Origin of the sequence: Mangrovibacillus cuniculi, from assembly GCF_015482585.1 — a bacterium.
Taxonomy (GTDB): domain Bacteria; phylum Bacillota; class Bacilli; order Bacillales; family R1DC41; genus Mangrovibacillus; species Mangrovibacillus cuniculi.
Genome location: NZ_CP049742.1, coordinates 1074071 through 1092557, shown reverse-complemented (window position 1 = coordinate 1092557; position 18487 = coordinate 1074071). Strand labels below are relative to the sequence as shown.

General features: G+C 35.4%; 24 protein-coding genes. 3 read left to right on the top strand and 21 right to left on the bottom strand.

Features of this window, described 5'->3' with window-relative positions:
• Window positions 1-36 precede the first annotated feature (36 nt).
• From G8O30_RS05520 to G8O30_RS05475, 10 genes are all read right to left on the bottom strand, one after another.
• The gene (locus tag G8O30_RS05520) at window positions 37-315 is read right to left on the bottom strand and encodes a DUF4359 domain-containing protein (protein WP_239673980.1); all 279 of its coding nucleotides are present in this window, start codon (window positions 313-315) and stop codon (window positions 37-39) included.
• 49 nt (window positions 316-364) lie between these two features.
• The gene (locus G8O30_RS05515) at window positions 365-1885 is read right to left on the bottom strand and encodes a glycine betaine uptake BCCT transporter (RefSeq protein WP_239673979.1); all 1521 of its coding nucleotides are present in this window, start codon (window positions 1883-1885) and stop codon (window positions 365-367) included.
• 93 nt (window positions 1886-1978) lie between these two features.
• Window positions 1979-2632 carry a YczE/YyaS/YitT family protein gene (locus G8O30_RS05510; protein WP_239673978.1) on the bottom strand — a complete coding sequence of 218 codons (654 nt, stop codon included), beginning with the start codon at window positions 2630-2632 and terminating at the stop codon, window positions 1979-1981.
• A gap of 64 nt (window positions 2633-2696) precedes the next feature.
• Window positions 2697-3146, bottom strand: a complete 450-nt coding sequence (locus G8O30_RS05505; protein WP_239673977.1) for a hypothetical protein — start codon at window positions 3144-3146, stop codon at window positions 2697-2699.
• Window positions 3147-3209: 63 nt separating this feature from the next.
• On the bottom strand, window positions 3210-6317 hold the full coding sequence (locus tag G8O30_RS05500; RefSeq protein ID WP_239673976.1) for an AAA family ATPase: 3108 nt from the start codon (window positions 6315-6317) through the stop codon (window positions 3210-3212).
• Window positions 6314-7447 (bottom strand): exonuclease SbcCD subunit D, encoded by a 1134-nt coding sequence (locus G8O30_RS05495; protein WP_338040671.1) that lies wholly within the window; start codon window positions 7445-7447, stop codon window positions 6314-6316. Before G8O30_RS05495 ends, G8O30_RS05500 begins: the two co-directional genes overlap by 4 nt.
• Before the next feature lie 109 nt (window positions 7448-7556).
• The gene (locus G8O30_RS05490) at window positions 7557-7697 is read right to left on the bottom strand and encodes a YvrJ family protein (RefSeq protein WP_239673975.1); all 141 of its coding nucleotides are present in this window, start codon (window positions 7695-7697) and stop codon (window positions 7557-7559) included.
• A gap of 13 nt (window positions 7698-7710) precedes the next feature.
• Window positions 7711-7932 carry a DUF2922 domain-containing protein gene (locus tag G8O30_RS05485; RefSeq protein WP_239673974.1) on the bottom strand — a complete coding sequence of 74 codons (222 nt, stop codon included), beginning with the start codon at window positions 7930-7932 and terminating at the stop codon, window positions 7711-7713.
• A 17-nt stretch (window positions 7933-7949) separates the two neighbouring features.
• Window positions 7950-8174, bottom strand: a complete 225-nt coding sequence (locus G8O30_RS05480) for a DUF1659 domain-containing protein (RefSeq protein ID WP_239673973.1) — start codon at window positions 8172-8174, stop codon at window positions 7950-7952.
• A gap of 54 nt (window positions 8175-8228) precedes the next feature.
• Entirely contained in the window at window positions 8229-8423 is a 195-nt protein-coding gene (locus G8O30_RS05475; RefSeq protein WP_239673972.1) for a hypothetical protein, read from the bottom strand.
• A gap of 166 nt (window positions 8424-8589) precedes the next feature.
• On the opposite strand from G8O30_RS05475, the gene G8O30_RS05470 reads away from it, so the two are divergent.
• Entirely contained in the window at window positions 8590-9060 is a 471-nt protein-coding gene (locus G8O30_RS05470; protein WP_239673971.1) for a DUF2621 domain-containing protein, read from the top strand.
• A gap of 32 nt (window positions 9061-9092) precedes the next feature.
• Here G8O30_RS05470 and G8O30_RS05465 read toward each other — a convergent pair whose 3' ends face one another.
• From G8O30_RS05465 to G8O30_RS05455, 3 genes are all read right to left on the bottom strand, one after another.
• On the bottom strand, window positions 9093-9572 hold the full coding sequence (locus tag G8O30_RS05465) for a CcdC family protein (RefSeq protein ID WP_239673970.1): 480 nt from the start codon (window positions 9570-9572) through the stop codon (window positions 9093-9095).
• A 102-nt stretch (window positions 9573-9674) separates the two neighbouring features.
• Entirely contained in the window at window positions 9675-10034 is a 360-nt protein-coding gene (locus tag G8O30_RS05460; protein ID WP_239673969.1) for a response regulator, read from the bottom strand.
• Window positions 10035-10171: 137 nt separating this feature from the next.
• The gene (locus G8O30_RS05455; protein WP_239673968.1) at window positions 10172-10879 is read right to left on the bottom strand and encodes a cytochrome c biogenesis CcdA family protein; all 708 of its coding nucleotides are present in this window, start codon (window positions 10877-10879) and stop codon (window positions 10172-10174) included.
• Between the two features lie 213 nt (window positions 10880-11092).
• On the opposite strand from G8O30_RS05455, the gene G8O30_RS05450 reads away from it, so the two are divergent.
• Window positions 11093-11281, top strand: a complete 189-nt coding sequence (locus G8O30_RS05450) for an aspartyl-phosphate phosphatase Spo0E family protein (RefSeq protein ID WP_239673967.1) — start codon at window positions 11093-11095, stop codon at window positions 11279-11281.
• Window positions 11282-11342: 61 nt separating this feature from the next.
• Here G8O30_RS05450 and G8O30_RS05445 read toward each other — a convergent pair whose 3' ends face one another.
• The 6 genes from G8O30_RS05445 to yneA form a co-directional block, all read right to left on the bottom strand.
• Complete coding sequence (locus G8O30_RS05445; protein WP_239673966.1) at window positions 11343-11555, bottom strand: YneF family protein; 213 nt, start codon at window positions 11553-11555, stop codon at window positions 11343-11345.
• A gap of 69 nt (window positions 11556-11624) precedes the next feature.
• Window positions 11625-12080 (bottom strand): sporulation inhibitor of replication protein SirA, encoded by a 456-nt coding sequence (gene sirA / locus G8O30_RS05440; protein ID WP_239673965.1) that lies wholly within the window; start codon window positions 12078-12080, stop codon window positions 11625-11627.
• A 244-nt stretch (window positions 12081-12324) separates the two neighbouring features.
• A complete protein-coding gene (gene tkt / locus G8O30_RS05435; protein WP_239673964.1) occupies window positions 12325-14331 on the bottom strand; it encodes a transketolase in 2007 nt (668 codons plus the stop codon).
• Window positions 14332-14448: 117 nt separating this feature from the next.
• Window positions 14449-14682: a DUF896 domain-containing protein gene (locus tag G8O30_RS05430; protein ID WP_239673963.1), complete on the bottom strand. Its 234-nt coding sequence runs from the start codon at window positions 14680-14682 to the stop codon at window positions 14449-14451.
• 66 nt (window positions 14683-14748) lie between these two features.
• Window positions 14749-15417 carry a YneB family resolvase-like protein gene (locus G8O30_RS05425; protein WP_239673962.1) on the bottom strand — a complete coding sequence of 223 codons (669 nt, stop codon included), beginning with the start codon at window positions 15415-15417 and terminating at the stop codon, window positions 14749-14751.
• A 7-nt stretch (window positions 15418-15424) separates the two neighbouring features.
• Window positions 15425-15733 carry a cell division suppressor protein YneA gene (yneA, locus tag G8O30_RS05420; RefSeq protein WP_420844612.1) on the bottom strand — a complete coding sequence of 103 codons (309 nt, stop codon included), beginning with the start codon at window positions 15731-15733 and terminating at the stop codon, window positions 15425-15427.
• A 167-nt stretch (window positions 15734-15900) separates the two neighbouring features.
• Between yneA and lexA the strand changes: the two genes are divergently transcribed.
• Window positions 15901-16521 (top strand): transcriptional repressor LexA, encoded by a 621-nt coding sequence (gene lexA / locus G8O30_RS05415; RefSeq protein ID WP_239674500.1) that lies wholly within the window; start codon window positions 15901-15903, stop codon window positions 16519-16521.
• A gap of 109 nt (window positions 16522-16630) precedes the next feature.
• On the opposite strand, the gene glnA is transcribed toward lexA, so the two are convergent.
• Window positions 16631-17965, bottom strand: a complete 1335-nt coding sequence (gene glnA, locus G8O30_RS05410; protein WP_239673960.1) for a type I glutamate--ammonia ligase — start codon at window positions 17963-17965, stop codon at window positions 16631-16633.
• A 32-nt stretch (window positions 17966-17997) separates the two neighbouring features.
• Window positions 17998-18366, bottom strand: coding sequence for a MerR family transcriptional regulator (locus G8O30_RS05405; protein WP_239674499.1), 369 nt, complete (start codon window positions 18364-18366; stop codon window positions 17998-18000).
• Window positions 18367-18487 lie beyond the last annotated feature (121 nt).

Genomic DNA, 18487 nt, shown 5'->3' with positions numbered 1-18487 from the left:
CGTTAGTAATGAAAAAAAGTTCCTAAAGAGGAACCTTTAAAAAAATTGATTAAATAATCCTACTGTAATAGTTGTTTCACCATTTATAGGGTTTTTCGTTTCGTATAAACTAAAAATCACTAAATTATACGTTTTTGTAGAAGATTGAATGATAGGAGCTGCAATGTGTTTTTCTGCTGAATTTTGTAACAATCCCTCGCTTTGAAAAATTGTACCAGCAGCCCATTCTACATATTCTTCTTGTTTAGGATTGTTTAATGCAAACAATAATACAAATGCAGCAAATCCAAGTACTAGTATATATCTTCTCTTCAAAAAAATCACCTCTTGTCCTAGATTAGACAAGAGGTGATTTTTTTAAACGCTATTCTTTTTTCGTAGGAACTTTTCTTGGTCTAACATATAATCCAAGTTGTTTTTGTTCTTCTCTAAGCGATCGGTACAAAGCAATTACCATAAGAATCATAATGAATGAAAATGGAAATGCTCCTGCAATTAGTGCATTCTGTAACGCCTGTAACCCACCAGAATAAAGAAGAATCAATGCGACAGTTGATTGTGCAAGTCCCCAAGTTAATTTAACTGAATTGGATGGGTTGAGTGAACCGTGTGTCGTTTGCATTCCTAAAACATATGTAGCTGAGTCAGCAGATGTAATAAAGAATGTCGAAATTAGCAAAATTGCTACAATGGAAAGGACGGGACCTAAAGGTAGTTGATCAAACACAGCAAAGAGTGTTTGTTCTGTAGCAAACCCTGATAAATCAGCGATTCCTGACGATTGGATATCTATAGCTGTTGCTCCAAAAGCGGAGAACCACAGGAATCCGACTAAACAAGGTGCTAACAAGACACCTGTCAAAAATTCGCGAATGGTTCTTCCTCGAGATACACGTGCGATAAAGATCCCAACGAAAGGAGACCATGAAATCCACCATGCCCAATAAAAGATTGTCCAACCATCAATCCAAGCTCGATGATCCTCATTTAAAGGTGCAATTTGAAAACTCATACGTACAATGTTCTGAGCATAAGCTCCAATGGAGTCAGTAAACATATTTAAGATGAACAAAGTTGGTCCCACGATTAATACTGCTAGGAAAAGGATAATCGCTAAGACCATGTTGGCGTTACTTAAATATCTAATTCCTCGACTTACACCTGTTGTAGCAGAAATCATAAATAATACAGTAACAATTGCAATAATAATCAACTGTACATTAAATGAATTCGGAATGTTAAATAAATAACTCAGCCCGCCATTTATTTGTGAAGCACCAAACCCAAGTGTTGTAGCTACACCAACTACAGTTGCAAATACAGCAATAACATCTACTAATGTGCCTATTTTACCTTCAGAGTATTTTCCCAATATAGGAGATAACGTTGCTGAAATTAGACCTGGTTTTCCTTTACGGAACTTAAAATAAGCTAATGCTAATGCCACTATTGCATAAATAGCCCAAGCGTGTAATCCCCAATGGAAAAAGGCATATTTCATGGATTCTCTAATAGCTTCGTTTGTTTCTGGAGTAGCGGTAGGTGGAGCGAGATAATGAGAAAGAGGCTCTGCAGCTCCCCAAAACACAAGTCCAATTCCCATTCCAGCACTAAATAACATAGCAAACCATGATATTGTAGAATACTCAGGCTTTTCATCAGGTTTCCCTAGGCGAATACTTCCTAATGGGCTCACAATGAAAAACAAACAAACAATAACAAATATAGATACGATGATTAAATAATACCAACCAAACCCACTAGTAATCATGGACTGTAAATTACCAGTACTTGTTTCAAACCCTTGTGGATCAATTATTCCGTATATAACAGCTATTGCAACTAGCACAACGGTAATCCAAAATACATTACTTACTTTTTTCATATGTTCTCTCCTTCTTACATTGTTTATGTACTAAAAAAGTCCCAACCGTAATTTACCCTTTTTTAATAAGACATAAACATTTTTTTAGGAGTTTTACATACAAGTATTGTTCGTTACCTCTGGTACAGCTTTTAAAATAAGTTTTACTTCAATCCATTGGAACAATTTTTTAGCTAATTTAAGAGAAAGTTGAATACATGGACCAAGACCAAATGCCAATATAAATGTACCTATACCAACTGGTCCACCTAATAAATAACCGATAAACAAGACAACTATTTCCATCAACCCTCGGGTCTTTGCCACGCTCCATCCAGTCCGCTCAGAAAGCCACAGCATTAAATGATCTCTCGGACCTGCCCCAACACCACCAGATACATATAGTCCAATACCGGCACCTATTACAACAACTCCTCCAAAATAATAAACAGATTGCCAAAGAAAAGATGTCGTCTCAGGTAAAATCCATAAAAATAAGTCTATGAACATACCTACTGTTAGCATATTAATATAAGCTCCAACTTGAGGAGCTTTCTTCGTTATCAACCACGTGCTTATGATAATGGAGAGACCTACTAAAATGGACCAACTTCCTACTGTTAACCCTAATTGTGTATAAAGGCCATAATGTAATACATCCCATGAGCTAACACCATACCAACTTCCTTTAAACGTCATTGCAATGCCGCACCCTAAAATCACTAAACCTGTTAGGAAAAAGCTCCATTTCAAACCAAATTGTTTCATTGGGTAACCTCCGTTGTTTTCTTCATTCCATCATAACACGGAAGCATTTTATTGCTCCTTCCATCTACTTCATTTTTAAGTAGAATTGATAAAATAATTGTGGTGACATTTCGAGTTGTTGATATTGGCGGTGAAAGGCTTCGTGAAATCGCCGAGTCAACACTGCTCCTAGTCCGTGTTGATTATGTATAAGAAAGAAGCGGTCCCGGATCACATCATACTTAGGATAGAACCCAACAAATTCATGAGTATGTAATACCCACTCTTCGTCTAGTTCTCCTTCATCGATGAGTTCCATTACCGCTTCCCTTACTACCATACTAAAAGGATATAAATGATGTACCTCTAAGTTTTCTGTATCACCTGTAAACATACATTTATATTCTGCCGCCTGTAAAGATGCCTGTCTCCATTTATATAATTCTCTTCTTAATCTTCTTTTTAAAGGCCCAAGATTTGGCTCTAAAGTTGGATGTACGTTACACCAGGTATAAGAAGTAATACTACCACTCATTCTGTCGCCCCCTTTTTACAATTATATGGGGCATGGTTTAGCGCTATGATAGCAGAAAAAGAATTAACGAATGAAAAATCTAGCTTTACTTCCTTCTATGTCTGATTCCACTATTAAATGGGCGTCCAACCTTTCTTTTAACTCAGAAACGTGTGAAATAACACCAACAAGTCGACCTGCTTTTTGTATAGATAATAATGTCTCAATGGCTTGATCTAAAGACTCTGGATCTAATGTACCAAAACCCTCGTCAATAAACATTGTCTCCATGGATACGCCACCAGAACGTTCCTGTACTACATCTGCAAGACCTAATGCTAAGGATAGAGAAGCCTTAAAACTTTCTCCACCAGATAACGTTTTGACGTGGCGTTCTAAACCTGTATATTGATCGAAAACAAGTAATTCTAGCCCACTTTGAACATTTCCTTTTGAACGTTCTTGTTTTCGAACAAGTTGATATCTTCCATTCGTCATAGGAGCTAATCGATCGTTCGCAATAGATAAGATTTCATCTAAAAATGCTGTTAAAACAAATCGTTCAAACGTTAACTTTTGACTATTTTGTCCTCTTGCTATGTCTGAAAGGTTCCCAAGCACTTCATATTTCTTTTCTTTTTCGCCTATTTTCAAATCAATAGTACGAATTATCTCTACGTTGCGAGATATCTGTTGTACCATACTAAATTGTTCTTGATACATACTTTTCACAGACTGTAGTTTCTCTCTTTGATCAACTATTTGAGTTTCTATTTCATTTAAATCAGGCTTAGACTGATGCTTTAGTTCATTCATTAGCCAATTTTGACGTTCCACTAATGTTCGCTTCACGTCTTCAAAATGCGTTATTCTCTGTTCTAGCTTTGTGATCTCCTCATTAGATAGACTTGATTCAAAAAATTCTTCTAGATTACCAAATCCACTTTTGGTCAATTGTACGGTTCTTTGATGCATTGACTTATCTAATTGCTTAGACAAATCCTCTAATTGTAACTCTACTTCATGTACAGAGTTGGTAAGCATGATAAGTCTTTCTTTTAAACTGTCTCTCTCGTTCTCATTTTCCCTATATTGCTTATCAAATCTTACAATCCATTCTTCTAATTCCTCTTTCATTTGATGTAACTGGCTGAAAGTTGGGACATAAGAAAACTTTTTTTGTAGCTGCTGCTCTATCTGAGATATTTGAACTTGAGTAGTTTGTTGACTAGTCTTCGCAACATCTAGTTTTCTTTTTGTTTCTTCTAAGAAAAGTTGCCCTTGTTCTAGCCGATCTTTTCTATGCGCTATTTTTTCTTTCAATTCTGCATATTGTTTTTTGGAACGGAGCGTTTCATTCTTCTTCTTCTCTAACGTTTCCAAGTTCATACTACCATTAACTAATTCAGTTTCGATTTCATTTATCGTTAAATTCACTGAAAGATTAAGATCTTCTAGCGTCTCGTATATTCTCTCTTCTAACGTTGATGTTTTTGTCTTTTGTGCGGCGATTTCCATCTCTATCTGCCTAACATTTTTTTGACCATTTTCGTAGTCTACTAATGCTGCTTTCACGTCTTCACGAGTAAAAGATCCTTCACTTACTTTTTCTTGTCTAGCAGGATGATGTTCACTTCCACAAACTGGACAAGGCTCACCATCAACTAAATTTGATGACAGTTCATAAGCTTGATGTAAATGGAATTTTTCTTCTACTTTTTTATAAGTGAGATATGCATCTTTCTCTCTGCTTGTTTCAACACTCAATTTATCTTCTAAAATTATTAGCTCATTTGATAGTTGGACGTTCGATATCATTAATTGTTTTACTGTAGTAAGTTCTTTCAAACGATAGATTTCCTTGTTTAACTGAAGTTCAACTTTTTCAGAATTTGTTAAGAAATCTATTAGATGTGATATCTCTTTTTCTTCTGCTTGTTGATCATTTTTTAAAACGTGTACTTTGTGTGTAGCTAACTCTAATTTCTTAGCATTTTCTTTCTCATCTAAAAGTAGACCATTCTTTCTTTCCTGTAGTTTTTCTAAGTCACTAACATCCTCGACACTATTTTGAATAAGTGTAAGAGTATTTTTTTTCTTCTCTCGCTCTTCTTTTTGACCTATTAATGATTCTATCTTTTCATTTGCTTTCTTCAGTTGTAGTTCCGTCTCATTACGTTTGGTAATTTGCTTATCTTTTTTTACTACTAACTGTTGAACGGACGCTTCTATCTGCTTCACCTGTTCGTCATACGGTTTTACTTTTTCCGCTGCGATTGCCTCTTTCATTTTCGTTTTTACTAACTCCATATCTTGATTATCTTCTATTAGTTGATTAACTTTCTCATTAAGTTGATCAAGTTCTTCAAAAAGGGCTATGATTTGTTGATCTTTCTGTTTTTTGGAAATCAGTACTTCTAATTCCATTTCTTTTTCATTAATTTGACCGTTAAGATTTATTAGTGATTCTTTCATCTCACCAAGCCAATTTTCTATATCATGAAGAATTACGCTTTCTTCATGATCTATTTCCATCCAATTTTTAATTTGTAACTGAATACTTTCTTTTTCTTTTATAAAATCAGCTATTTCATCTCTAAGAGTTTGTGCACGTTCCTTTAGCTTTTCTTCCAATTTTTTATATAGTTCAGTATCGAATAAACGCTGTAAGATTTGCTCTTTTTCTTTGCTATCGGAGACAAGTAACTTTCTAAAATCCCCTTGAGGTATCATAACAATTTGCCTAAATTGTGTTACATCTAATTGCAACAAGTCCTTCATCTTTTCATCAACTTCTCTGACATTACTTCCCAGAAGCTTTTCTTCAGAACTAACTTCTACCAAAGTTGCTTTTGCATTGATTGTTGTATACCCTTCTCCTCTCGATTTCTTTTTTTCTTGCTGAGGAGAACGGGTAATTTTATAAATTTTTCCTTTCAGTTGAAAAACTAATTCAATTTCGGTAAGTATCTCATCTGAAGCAAACTGACTTCTTAGGTCAGTAGCTGCACGATCTTCTCCACTGGCACGTCCGTATAACCCGAAACAAATGGCATCAAAAATGGTAGTTTTTCCTGAACCAGTTTTACCGGTAATAACAAACATATTTCGATTTTTTAGCTGTGTAAAGTCAATAATCTCTTGTTTTGCATATGGACCAAAAGCTTGGATTTTCAAGGATATTGGTTTCATTGTTGTTCCTCCTTTATTTTCTTCATTAATTGAACAACAATTTCTCTTTTTTCCTCAGTAAATGGGCTATTGGTCATAGATTCATAAAACTCCGTAAACAAATCTAGTTCCTCTCTCTTTTTAACATCTAATTTATTAATGGGCACATTTTTCTTTGCATCTACTACTTCTTGGTGACGTTCTAAGTGTAGGATATTTGGATAGACCTGTCTTAATTTATATAATGGATCTATAAGTGCACCTTCATCCAATAAAACTACTTTTAAATAGTCATCTCGTTTTTGATTTTCATAGAAAGTAGGACTGAGTAAATCGTCAAGTTTTCCGACGATTTCTCTTAAATCATTCTTTCCTTTTAGCTCTTCTTCCCTCATCGTCCATTCATTATCTTCTATGGTAACTACTCTAACTATCTTTCTTTGTTTGATCTCAGAGAAGGAATACTTCATAAGGGAGCCACTATAAAAAATGGAATCATGTTTAATAGCATCTGGACTATGTAAATGTCCTAGAGCAGTATACGTAAATGGTTCAAATACATCTGCAGAAATGGCACCTGTTCCACCTACCGATAATGCTCTCTCTGATTCTGTTTCTTTTGCACCAATAACAAATGCATGAGCAACTAATACAGATGGACGGTTATCTTCCAATTCCATTGCAGCTATCATCGCTTTTGTTGCTTGTTCATGTGTTGTAATAGTCCCGTCATTTAAGAAGTACCTAACTTCTGCTGGTTCTGCATAAGGTAATAAATAAAAATCAACGCCATTAATCTTAATAGGGCGTAATGCTTCCTCTAGATTTGTCACTATATGCAAATTAGATTCCTTAAACCAACTAGAACCAAAACTCAACCTTTCTGCCGAATCATGATTTCCACTAATCGCCAGAACAGGACATTGTAAGGTAACATTAATATGATAAAGTACTTTATTTAGTAAATGGATTGCTTCTGTAGGAGGGATGGAGCGGTCATACAAGTCACCAGAAATAATTACTGCGTCCGGCTTTTCTTTTTCTACTAACTCTATAAAAGATTGTAATAAGTACTCTTGGTCTTCCGTCATATATCTTCCGTGCACTAATTTACCTAAGTGCCAATCTCCTGTATGAATAAATTTCATCATAACCCCTCCAAACGAACTAATGTTCTTATGTTAACAAATATCTATTATAATAGTCTACTAATAACAGAGTGAAAAGACTAGAGTCACTATTGTGACTCTAGCCTTTTTATTACGGACGATATAATTTATCTGGTAACATTACGATAGATTGGTTAACAGCTTCTAATTTAGCTTCAATTCTTGACAACAAGTACATGGTGACAAAAATCGGAAAACCAATTTCAGAGAGCAGATCAATCCACTCAGACATACGTTACAACTCCTTACTCCCAATCAAATTCTTCCACGTCTCGCCTTACTAACCTGGCACCAATTGCTTCAACAAGCTTCATACCACCTGAAGATAATAAGCTATCTTGTGCAATCATTTCTTCCATGACACTTTTAATTACCGTTTCATCCAGTGGCTGTTTTGGTTCATCTAAAGTAAAACGAAATGTTTTTTGATCTTCGGTTTTAAATAGCAGCTCCAATGTTACTTCCACCCTAATCACTCCTTAAATTAAATTTCTTCTAGAATAATATACTCTTCTGTTTTACGAGTTTCTAACAGTGGTCTAACTGTTAACGTTGCAAGTGCGTTTGCAATGGTGAAACAAGCTTCTTCTGTCACTGCTAAATCCAGGTAGGAAATTCGCTTTGTTTTAATAATCGTTTTACCCTTTTCATCTAATCCAGCATCGAAATAAAGTGTTAATGATGATCCTTTTTGTCTTTTTATTGCCATGTCTATCACCTCCTTTCGCTTCTTACATACAGATAAAATAAAAAAAAGGACACCCTAATGTAGTGTCCTTTCGTCTTTCAATGCTAAAATTCTACTGTGGAGTAGTTGAATCCTAACCAAATGCCCAGAAAAGCTTGGTGAGTGAGGACCTTCTTCCTGAAGTATTCGCAGCAAGACATCTATTTCTCTCACCATTTCTTCTAAGTTATAACTGGATTCCACTCTTGAGACAAAAGACTTTAATGTCATGAAGCTCGTCCTCCCTACAACTTCCACTTATACTGTATTCAATGTGTAAGCAATTGGAATGGACAAACCATCAAAATTATTGAATTAACCTTCTCTGAATGTGTTGTTGCTTATCTTCAAAAGATATTTGTATAATAGTAGTACAAACAATAAATTAGGTGATGAGATGAGTTTAAATGGATTCTTTTTATGGTTTATCCTTCTTTGGGTGGTAGTATTAATTAGTCTGTTTGCCATCGGTGGGTATTTTATGTTTAGAAAATTTCTTAAGAGAATGCCTAAACAAGATGGTTGGTCTGAATTAGATTGGCAAGAGCATTATATAAAAAATACTATACATCTATGGTCTAAGTCTGAAAAAGACTTGTTAGAAGAATTAGTTAGCCCGGTGCCAGAATTATTTAGAGACGTTGCAAGAGAAAGAATAGCCGGCCAAATAGGGAAGTTAGCATTGGAAGAAAATGCTTCTTCTATTACTAGAGCGCTGTTAATTAAAGGGTATATTGTGGCAACACCTAAGAGAGATCATAACTTTTTGCGAAAAAAATGTAAGGAACTACAAATTGACTTAACTCCTTACGAAGGTTTTTTTCAACAATCTCCAGAATTAGGGGTAACGTCAAAAATAGCTAAATAAAAAAAGAATGGGATATCCCATTCTTTTTTTATTTAGCTATTTAATGATTTGGATGGAATATTAGAAAAGAGCTTTTTGTATTGGATAAACATAGATATTCTCCAAGGTACAATCATGCCGAAAGCTAAGATCCAAAACATCCCACTTAATTCCCCAACGTTAATAGACTCACTAAGAATTATTTTTAACGTGATACGAAATAATAATAAGCCAATCAAAATAAACGCAAAAGCTTTAGATCTCTTTAGATAGATATCGTCCCCAACTACTTCAAATTTAGAAGATTTTATTAGAACAAAAGAAAAGAGAAGTCCAACTAGTAACGCTTCTATTATCTGGAGTGGCGATACTCGAAAAAACGGGAATATAAACATGAGAGAACCTGTGCTCATAAAAATAGGTGGTAGTATTATTCGCTTTGCATTAATCGGTCTTTCTGAAGCTTTCATGCGTATAAAAATGACTGCAGCTCCCATTACAATTGCTGCAATAGTTGATAACCATAAATACATTGTTTTCATCCTTTTTTCTAGGATCTGTACATTTTTTTAAAAAACGGTCTGAAAAACGAGAAGAGATCCAATGAAGTTGACTATTTTTTTCTTTGAAAGGAGTTAAGAAAGTACTCTTTTGATAGCTTCTAATACTCTTGATTCATCGAATGGTTTTACGATAAAATCTTTCGCTCCAGCTTCTATCGCTTCTACCACCATTTTTTGTTGGCCCATAGCGGAACACATGACAACTTTGGCAGAAGGATACTCCGTTTTAATGGTTTTTAAAGCATCAATACCTGACATAATAGGCATCGTAATATCCATCGTGACAATGTCCGGTTGAAGTTCTCGAAATAACTCTATGGCTTCTTGGCCGTTTTCTGCTTCTCCTACAATTTCATGATTACCATGAGATAACATATTGGTAAGCGTTAAACGCATAAATTTTGCATCATCCACTACTAATACTCTAGCCATTAGAGAACCTCCTTGCGCTCTTACTGAAATAGAAATGTTTTATTAAGAAAGTAAAATTAATTACCTCTATATACATCTCTCAATATACCAATATTTTCTGTTTATAATCAAGAAAAATTACGATTTTATCAAACAGGTTAAAATCCTGTAAAACCGCCAGTTAGTATAGTAAACCATGTTACAATAATTTGCATCCAATCAAAAAACAGTAAAATACCCATAAGCAGCATGATCGTTCCGCCAATTCTCATCATTTTTCTACTAGAACGTTGAATCCACTTTAACTTTGTAAGGAAAAATGAAAGAACAAAAAACGGAACAGCAAAGCCTAATACATAGGCTAACATATACCATATGCCTAAGGAAGGATTCGCAGCTGCTAAACCACTGACTGCAAGTAGAATCGGGCCTGAACAAGGAGTCCAACCAGCTGCAAATACTAAGCCTATTAAGGCACTTCCTAGATATCCTGTAGGTCTTGATGCAAAGTGAAATCTCTTTTCTTTCATTAAAAAAGAAATATTAAATACACCTAATAAAAATAAAGAAAAGAAAATAATCAAAATCGCACCTAATTGTCTAATTATATCATGATATTCACGGAACAATGAACCAATCAAGGACGTGGAAAATCCTAACGCAACGAAAATGACAGAAAACCCAACTAAAAAGAAAAATGTATGTATGATACTCTTTCGTCTAAACATTCCTTGGTCGTTTTTTAATTCATCTACACTAACACCTGTAATATAGGATAAAAATGCTGGGTAAATTGGCAAACAGCAAGGAGATATAAAACTTAAAAAACCAGCTCCGAATGCTAGCCAAATGGATAATTCATTCATGGCGTCCACCTCTTTCTATCATTATTTTACCAAAAAAACGATCCTATTATCGAAAGAATTTATGTGTCAATATCGTGAAGGTTTTTTACAAGATTTTATTCACTGGTATTTTTCATCCATTATCCTTTGATAAAGTGTAAAAGATTGGGTATAATAGATTTACAAAATTTGTAGGTGCTTTGACATAGAAATACGATGAAGGAGACTATCAACATGCGATCAAACAAAGAGTTAATGCAACAAATAGAAACGAAAAGAGCAGAACTGATAGTTGTCGCTACAAAAGAAGGTTTTAGTGCTCATCGTGCAGTAGAATTAAGTCAACAGCTCGACGTGTTAATTAATGAATTTAATAGAAGAACCTCTAAGAAGATTACAACTAAAACGGTTACGTCATTCTAATAGAACATAAACCTATTTATTGAAATAATAAAAACCCTTTCCAAAACGGAAAGGGTTTTTATTATTTCATTTGTTTATTCATTTGTGCCATCATTTGATTTATTTTCTTTTGTGAAGGCTTTTGCCCCATTTGCATCATCATTGTGCGAAGCATTTGTTCATTAATTGGTGGGTTTTGTTTTAAATAATTCATCATGTAGCGTCGAGCGATGAAAAATCCAATCACAACTCCGACCAAAATAGCAACTATTGCTACTAGTACATACCACAACATTCTTACTTCCTCCTTCAAACTGTCTGCTAACAAGTTTACTATTCCTTAAACAAATATACAAGATATGAACTAGATTTTCTCATGATAAAATGTCGTTTTTTCTTTTATTGGTTTTACCCAACCTACTTGTTCGTATTCCCAATCAACTACTAGTAAATGTTCGTCTAGTTTCCGTAATAATTCAAACAAGACTAACTCTTTGTATCTACCTCTCATTACTTTTAGTACCAACTGTCTTGGATGAAATTCTACAATTGCTTCCACTTCATGATCTTTCCCTTTTAATTCATAAGTAGGTAGTTGTGTTTGTGGTTGTATAGAAAATGAGCCATGCTGTTGTAATAAGCGTTCGATTGTAAAGAAAAATAGTGGCTTTGTTACAGCAGTAATTTGTTTTTCAATATGTGGTTTCATCCAATCAGAAGCTCTCCGATAGTGTTGAAATAAAGACAAAAACTTACTCTCTCTTCCGTAAAAAAAATAGGCAAATTCTTGTTCAATAGAATGAATATGATAGATTCTCATACTTCTTCCTCCTTATCTTCAACTAGTAACTCTAGTATAAAATAAGATGAAGAAGATTAATGTCACTTTACGATGTCAAAATCCATTCATTTTGTCGAACCGCATAAATTGATGAATGTAAACTGACTGCACAAACAAAAGGGTAGGTTTCATTTACTAATTATCAAAGAAAAAGACAGGTGAATCCATTAATGATTACACCTGTCTTTATGGTTTTAGTTCTAGGCTTTCAATTTAATATAAATTATTTTTGCAGTAATGCTTTTACTCTAGAAACAACGTTTTCTACAGTAAAGCCATACTCTTCTAAGATACGTTTTTCTGGAGCTGAAGCACCGAATGTATTGATGGCAAGAATGTCACCTTCATCTCCTGTGTAACGCTCCCATCCAAGTGGATTTGCCATTTCAATTGCAAGGCGCTTTTTCACAGATTTTGGTAGAACCGAATCTTTGTATTCTTGCGATTGCTCTTCAAAACGATCCCATGCAGGCATACTTACAACAGAGACACTAATTCCTTCAGAAGCCAATACTTTCTGAGCTTCTACAGCTAGTGGAACTTCTGATCCTGTAGCCAACAATAGAGCGTCATCGTTCTCTTTTCCAGAAGGAGAAACCACGTAAGCACCTTTCGAAACTCCATCTAAAGCTAATTCAGCAGTATGCTCTAAAGTAGGCAAGTTCTGACGTGATAATACTAATGCTGTTGGGCGGTCTGTCGAAGTAACTGCAACTTTCCATGCTGCAACCGTTTCATTAGCATCAGCAGGTCGAATAACAGATAAGTTCGGCATTGCACGAAGAGATGGTAATTGTTCAACAGGTTCATGAGTAGGTCCATCTTCTCCTACAGCAATACTATCATGTGTAAATACATATGTTACAGGTAAATTCATTAAAGCGGCTAAGCGGATAGCTGGACGTAAGTAGTCAGAGAAAACAAAGAATGTTCCGCCGAATACTTTTACTCCACCATGTAAAGCCATTCCGTTCATTGCTGCACCCATTGCGAACTCACGAACACCAAACCAAATGTTTCTACCTTGATAAGATGCAGGCATAAAATCTGCTTCGTTTTTAATCATTGTTTTGTTCGATCCAGCTAAGTCTGCAGATCCTCCGATGAAGGAAGGTAAACCTTTAGCAATTCCGTTTAGAACATCTCCACCTGAAGCACGTGTAGCAGTAGCCTTACCAACTTCAAAAGTTGGAATTTGCTTATCCCAACCTTCTGGAAGTTCTCCATTAATTGCTGATAATAGTTGATTTGCTAGTTCTGGATATTGTTCTTGGTATTGTGCGAATAGTTTGTTCCATTCCTCTTCTTTTACTGCACCCGGATCGACAATCGTTTCAGTAAATCGGTCATATACATCACTAGGCACATGGAAATCTTCATGTTCCCAACCGTATGTCTTACGAGTTAATGCTCTTTCATCCGTTCCAAGAGGAGCTCCGTGTGCAGATGAGCTGCCAGCTCGATTTGGGGAACCAAAACCAATAACTGTTTTCACTTCAATAAGTGTCGGACGTTCAACGTCTTGTTTTGCTGCATCCAGCGCTTTATTAATTTCTTCTAAACTGTTACCATCTTCCACTCGTAGTGTTTGCCATCCGTAAGCATCAAAACGTTGAAGTACATTTTCAGAGAAAGATTGACTTAAATCCCCATCTAGTGAAATATCATTAGAGTCGTACATGACAACTAAACGACCTAGTTTTAAGTGAGCTGCTAAAGAAGCTGCTTCAGCAGATACACCTTCCATTAAGTCCCCATCACCACAAATAGTATATGTAAAGTGATCAATCAGGTCATAGTTTGGTTTATTATATACTGCCGCTAAATGTCTCTCTGCCATTGCCATCCCAACTGCCATTGCGATCCCTTGTCCTAATGGACCTGTTGTTGCTTCAACGCCTGGAGTATGACCAAATTCTGGGTGACCAGGTGTTTTACTGCCCCATTGACGGAAGTTTTTTAACTCTTCCATAGATAAGTCGTAACCAGATAGATGAAGAAGGCTATAAAGAAGCGCAGAACCATGACCAGCGGATAGAACAAAACGGTCTCTATTAAACCATTTCGGATTTTTTGGATTATGGTTCATTTGTTGAGTCCATAAGGCATAAGCCATTGGCGCAGCACCCATAGGCATACCAGGGTGTCCTGAATTTGCTTTTTCAACTGCATCAATAGACAAATTCCTAATTGCATTAACTGCTACTTGATCTACTTGTGTGAATGACATGATAAATCCCCTTTCAAGATACATCTACATACCTAACTATGTAGCGATTTCCAATACTATTATACCCTTTAATATTAATAGAAAACAAAATCTCAACATGTAAAACATGTTGAGTGTTTATTGTAAGCGATTTTTCTTTTGACTTTCCACTACTTTTTTTGGAGTTACATCATCCCCATTTGGATCAATAACTTTTACATGCTCAATTGTGTCTCTCATAGTGGAACGAAAAACCTTTAGATATTCTTGTCGCAGTTCCTGTTGTTCTTTAGCTTCATCCTGACTTAATCCCGATGTCTTACTCTTCTTTGATAGTTCATTAATTCGATCTAATTTATGCTGCGGAAGCATACTAGCCCCTCCTATATTCATGTAGAATATCGTCATCGTAACGAAAAATACGTAGAAAGGCAAGATTTATGATTTTTTTTCTTGTAATGACTCCATTTTTTCTATGTATTCCAAATAACGTCTGTTTACAGTTGCCTTCGATACTGGATATCCTAATCCGCGTAATGTAGCTGCAATATCATTAAAAGACAATTTAGCTTTCCTTAATCGAACAATCTCTTCAATCGGAATGTCAATTCTTTCTCTACCTGCTTCATTACCTTTGTTGCCTAAGTTTCTAATTGGCTTATACCCGTTTTCTACCGCCTTCTTCATTCCTCTTTTAATTTTGGCATTGTGCAGCTTTCTTTGATACTCTTCTACCATCGAAACTATTTTCAATACCATTTCATCTGCATCAGATAATTGTAAATCACCCTGATTGGAAACCGTGTATAGTTTAATGTTATCTTTCATCAAAAGATGCAATAAAGCAATTTTAGCACTACCTCTACCAAGTCTTGTATCATCTTGTATTAGCAAACAATCTGCTTGTCTCAATTTAAACATTTCCATCATCTCAAATAATCCTTCACGTTCGAAATCATATCCACTAGCTTTTTCTTGAATGACTTGAATAACAGATAAATTGTGTTGTTTAGCCAATTCTTCTAATTCTGTTCTCTGCCTATTTAAAGATGATTCTTGTTCTTCATTTTTTGTACTAACTCTACAATAAATGATTGCATTACTCAAAAAACACTCATCTCCGTTCTTCACTAGTTGCGTAAACTATTTCTTTCTCCGTTACTTGAAATACGGGTACTCGTAAAATTTGACCAGCCTGTATTATATCATCCGTAATATTATTTTCTATTTTTATTAGATTAATAACTTCATGCGTTTCTCTAGAATTTTGATAAGAAGATGCAATCTCCCATAATGTATCACCTTCTGTAACGGTAATTGATTGGAAATCATGTTGATGTTTTTTATCTAGAAGCATAGGTCCTATTAAAGATAAAAAGAACAGTAAAGCTATCAGTGATATACAAGGTATATTGTTTTTCATAAAATTCATCACACTAATCCCTCCAAGAGAATGTTTGTTCGTATGTATAGTCTAAATATAATACGAACAAACATTCTCGTCAAGAACAAAATCGAACTTATGTTTGTACTAAATACGAACACGTGTTATACTAAGAGTATAATATGATACGAGACCGAGGTGCTATGATGACGAAATTAACGAAAAGGCAACAAGATATCCTTACATTTATAAAAGAAGAAGTTAAGGGTAAAGGGTATCCACCATCTGTTCGAGAAATCGGAGAAGCAGTTGGTTTAGCATCTAGTTCTACTGTTCATGGACATTTAGCTAGATTAGAAGCAAAAGGCCTAATTAGAAGAGACCCCACAAAACCAAGAGCAATCGAAGTAATTAATTTGGAAGAAGAATTAATTCCAGTTCCTAGAGTTACAAGCGTCCCATTAGTGGGTAAAGTCACTGCAGGTTCTCCTATTACTGCAATTGAAAATGTAGAAGAGTATTTTCCGTTACCTGAACGATTAGCACCTGCAGACGAAAATATCTTTATGCTTGAAATTATGGGAGAGAGTATGATTGAAGCCGGAATTTTAGATGGTGATTTTGTCATTGTTCGTCAACAGCATACAGCAAATAATGGCGATATTGTAGTTGCCATGACAGAAGATGATGAAGCTACCGTTAAAAGGTTCTTTAAGGAAAAAGACTTATTCCGTCTTCAACCAGAAAACTCTTCTATGGAGCCACTATTCTTACGCCAAGTAACGATCTTAGGAAAAGTCATCGGAGTTTACAGAGAGATATATTAATGTATAAGGTTATTCATAGCGAGGCATTGTTCTTTTGAACAGTGCTTTTTCTTTTACCTACAAAAGAGAAAGCCTCTCTGTAAACTACAGAGAGGCTTTCTACTATTTATTAATATTGCTTCATATATTGGTCGCGTTCCCAAGGGTGAACTGCTGTACGGAACATATCCCACTCAATTTCTTTTGCTTCAATAAAGTGTTCAAAGATATGCTCACCAAGTGCTGCAGTCATTGTTTCATTAGCTTTCAACTCATCTAACGCTAATGCAAGGGAACCTGGTAGATCTACAATTCCTGCTTCTTCACGCTCTTGTTTGTTCATAACATAAATATTACGATCAACTGGAGCTGGAGCCGATAATTTGTTCTTAATTCCATCAAGACCTGCAGCTAACAGAACTGCCATTGCTAAATATGGGTTAGCAGCTGGATCTACAGAACGTACTTCTACACGAGTAGAAAGACCACGTGAAGATGGAATACGAATTAATGGACTACGGTTACGTGCAGACCAAGCAACATAACATGGAGCTTCGTAACCTGGTACTAAACGCTTATAAGAGTTTACCGTTGGGTTTGTAACTGCTGTGAAGGCAGTTGCATTCTTAATAATACCCGCGATAAATTGGTAAGCTGTCTCACTTAGTTCAAGTTTACCAGTTGTATCGTAGAATGCATTTTCTTTACCTTTAAATAGAGATAAGTTAGCATGCATTCCAGAACCGTTAACACCAAATAGTGGTTTTGGCATGAATGTAGCATGTAAACCATGCTTACGAGCAATTGTTTTAACAACTAATTTAAACGTTTGAATATCGTCACATGCTTTTAAAGCATCTGCATATTTAAAGTCAATTTCGTGTTGACCTGGAGCTACTTCATGGTGAGATGCTTCAATTTCAAATCCCATTTCTTCTAGCTCAAGAACGATATCACGACGGCAGTTTTCTCCTAAATCTGTAGGTGCTAAGTCGAAATAACCACCGTTGTCATTTAGTTCTAGAGTAGGTTCGCCTTTTTCATCTAGTTTGAATAAGAAAAACTCAGGCTCTGGTCCAAGATTGAAATCAGTAAATCCTAACTCTTCCATTTCTTTTAACACTCGGCGTAAATTATTACGAGGATCTCCATCAAATGGCGTTCCGTCTGGATTATAAATATCACAGATTAAACGAGCAACTTTTCCTTTTTCTGCAGTCCAAGGGAATACAACCCATGTATCCAAATCTGGGTATAGTAACATATCAGATTCTTCAATACGAACAAATCCTTCAATAGAAGAACCGTCAAACATCATTTTGTTATCTAACGCTTTTTCTAACTGACTAACAGGGATTTCTACATTTTTAATTGTTCCTAAAATATCCGTAAACTGTAAACGAATATATTTTACGTTTTGTTCTTCAGCGAAGCGTCTAATGTCTTCACGAGTATACTTTGCCATTTGGTGGTTCCTCCTCTAATATCTGTTTAATTTTAATGAAAGAAGCGTGAAAGTTCTCCTTGTCTAATGGAATCTCGGGGATACTTTCCAGGCTGATACATTTCCTTTCGTAATAGCTTACGAAGTTCTTTATCAGATAATTCCTTTTGCTTACTTTCAGAATTTACAATTACAGGTTCTGTATTGCCAGGAATAAGTATACGCTTTATACCAGCCATATTAATTCCTTGGTCAATTAAATCTTTTATCTCCAATAAACGGTCAATGTCGTTTAAGGAGAATAATCGTCTGTTACCGTCTGTTCGCTCAGGAGTAATTAGTTCATGCTCTTCATAGTAGCGAATCTGACGTGCAGTTAAATCTGTTAACTTCATAACAGATCCCATGGAAAAAATGGCCATTGTACGTCTCAGCTGACTACTTCTCACTACTACATCCCTCCTTCGCTATGACGATAGTGTTAGTATATGATATGTAATAAATTATGTCAACTTCATGTTAGAAAATATAACATGACAATTT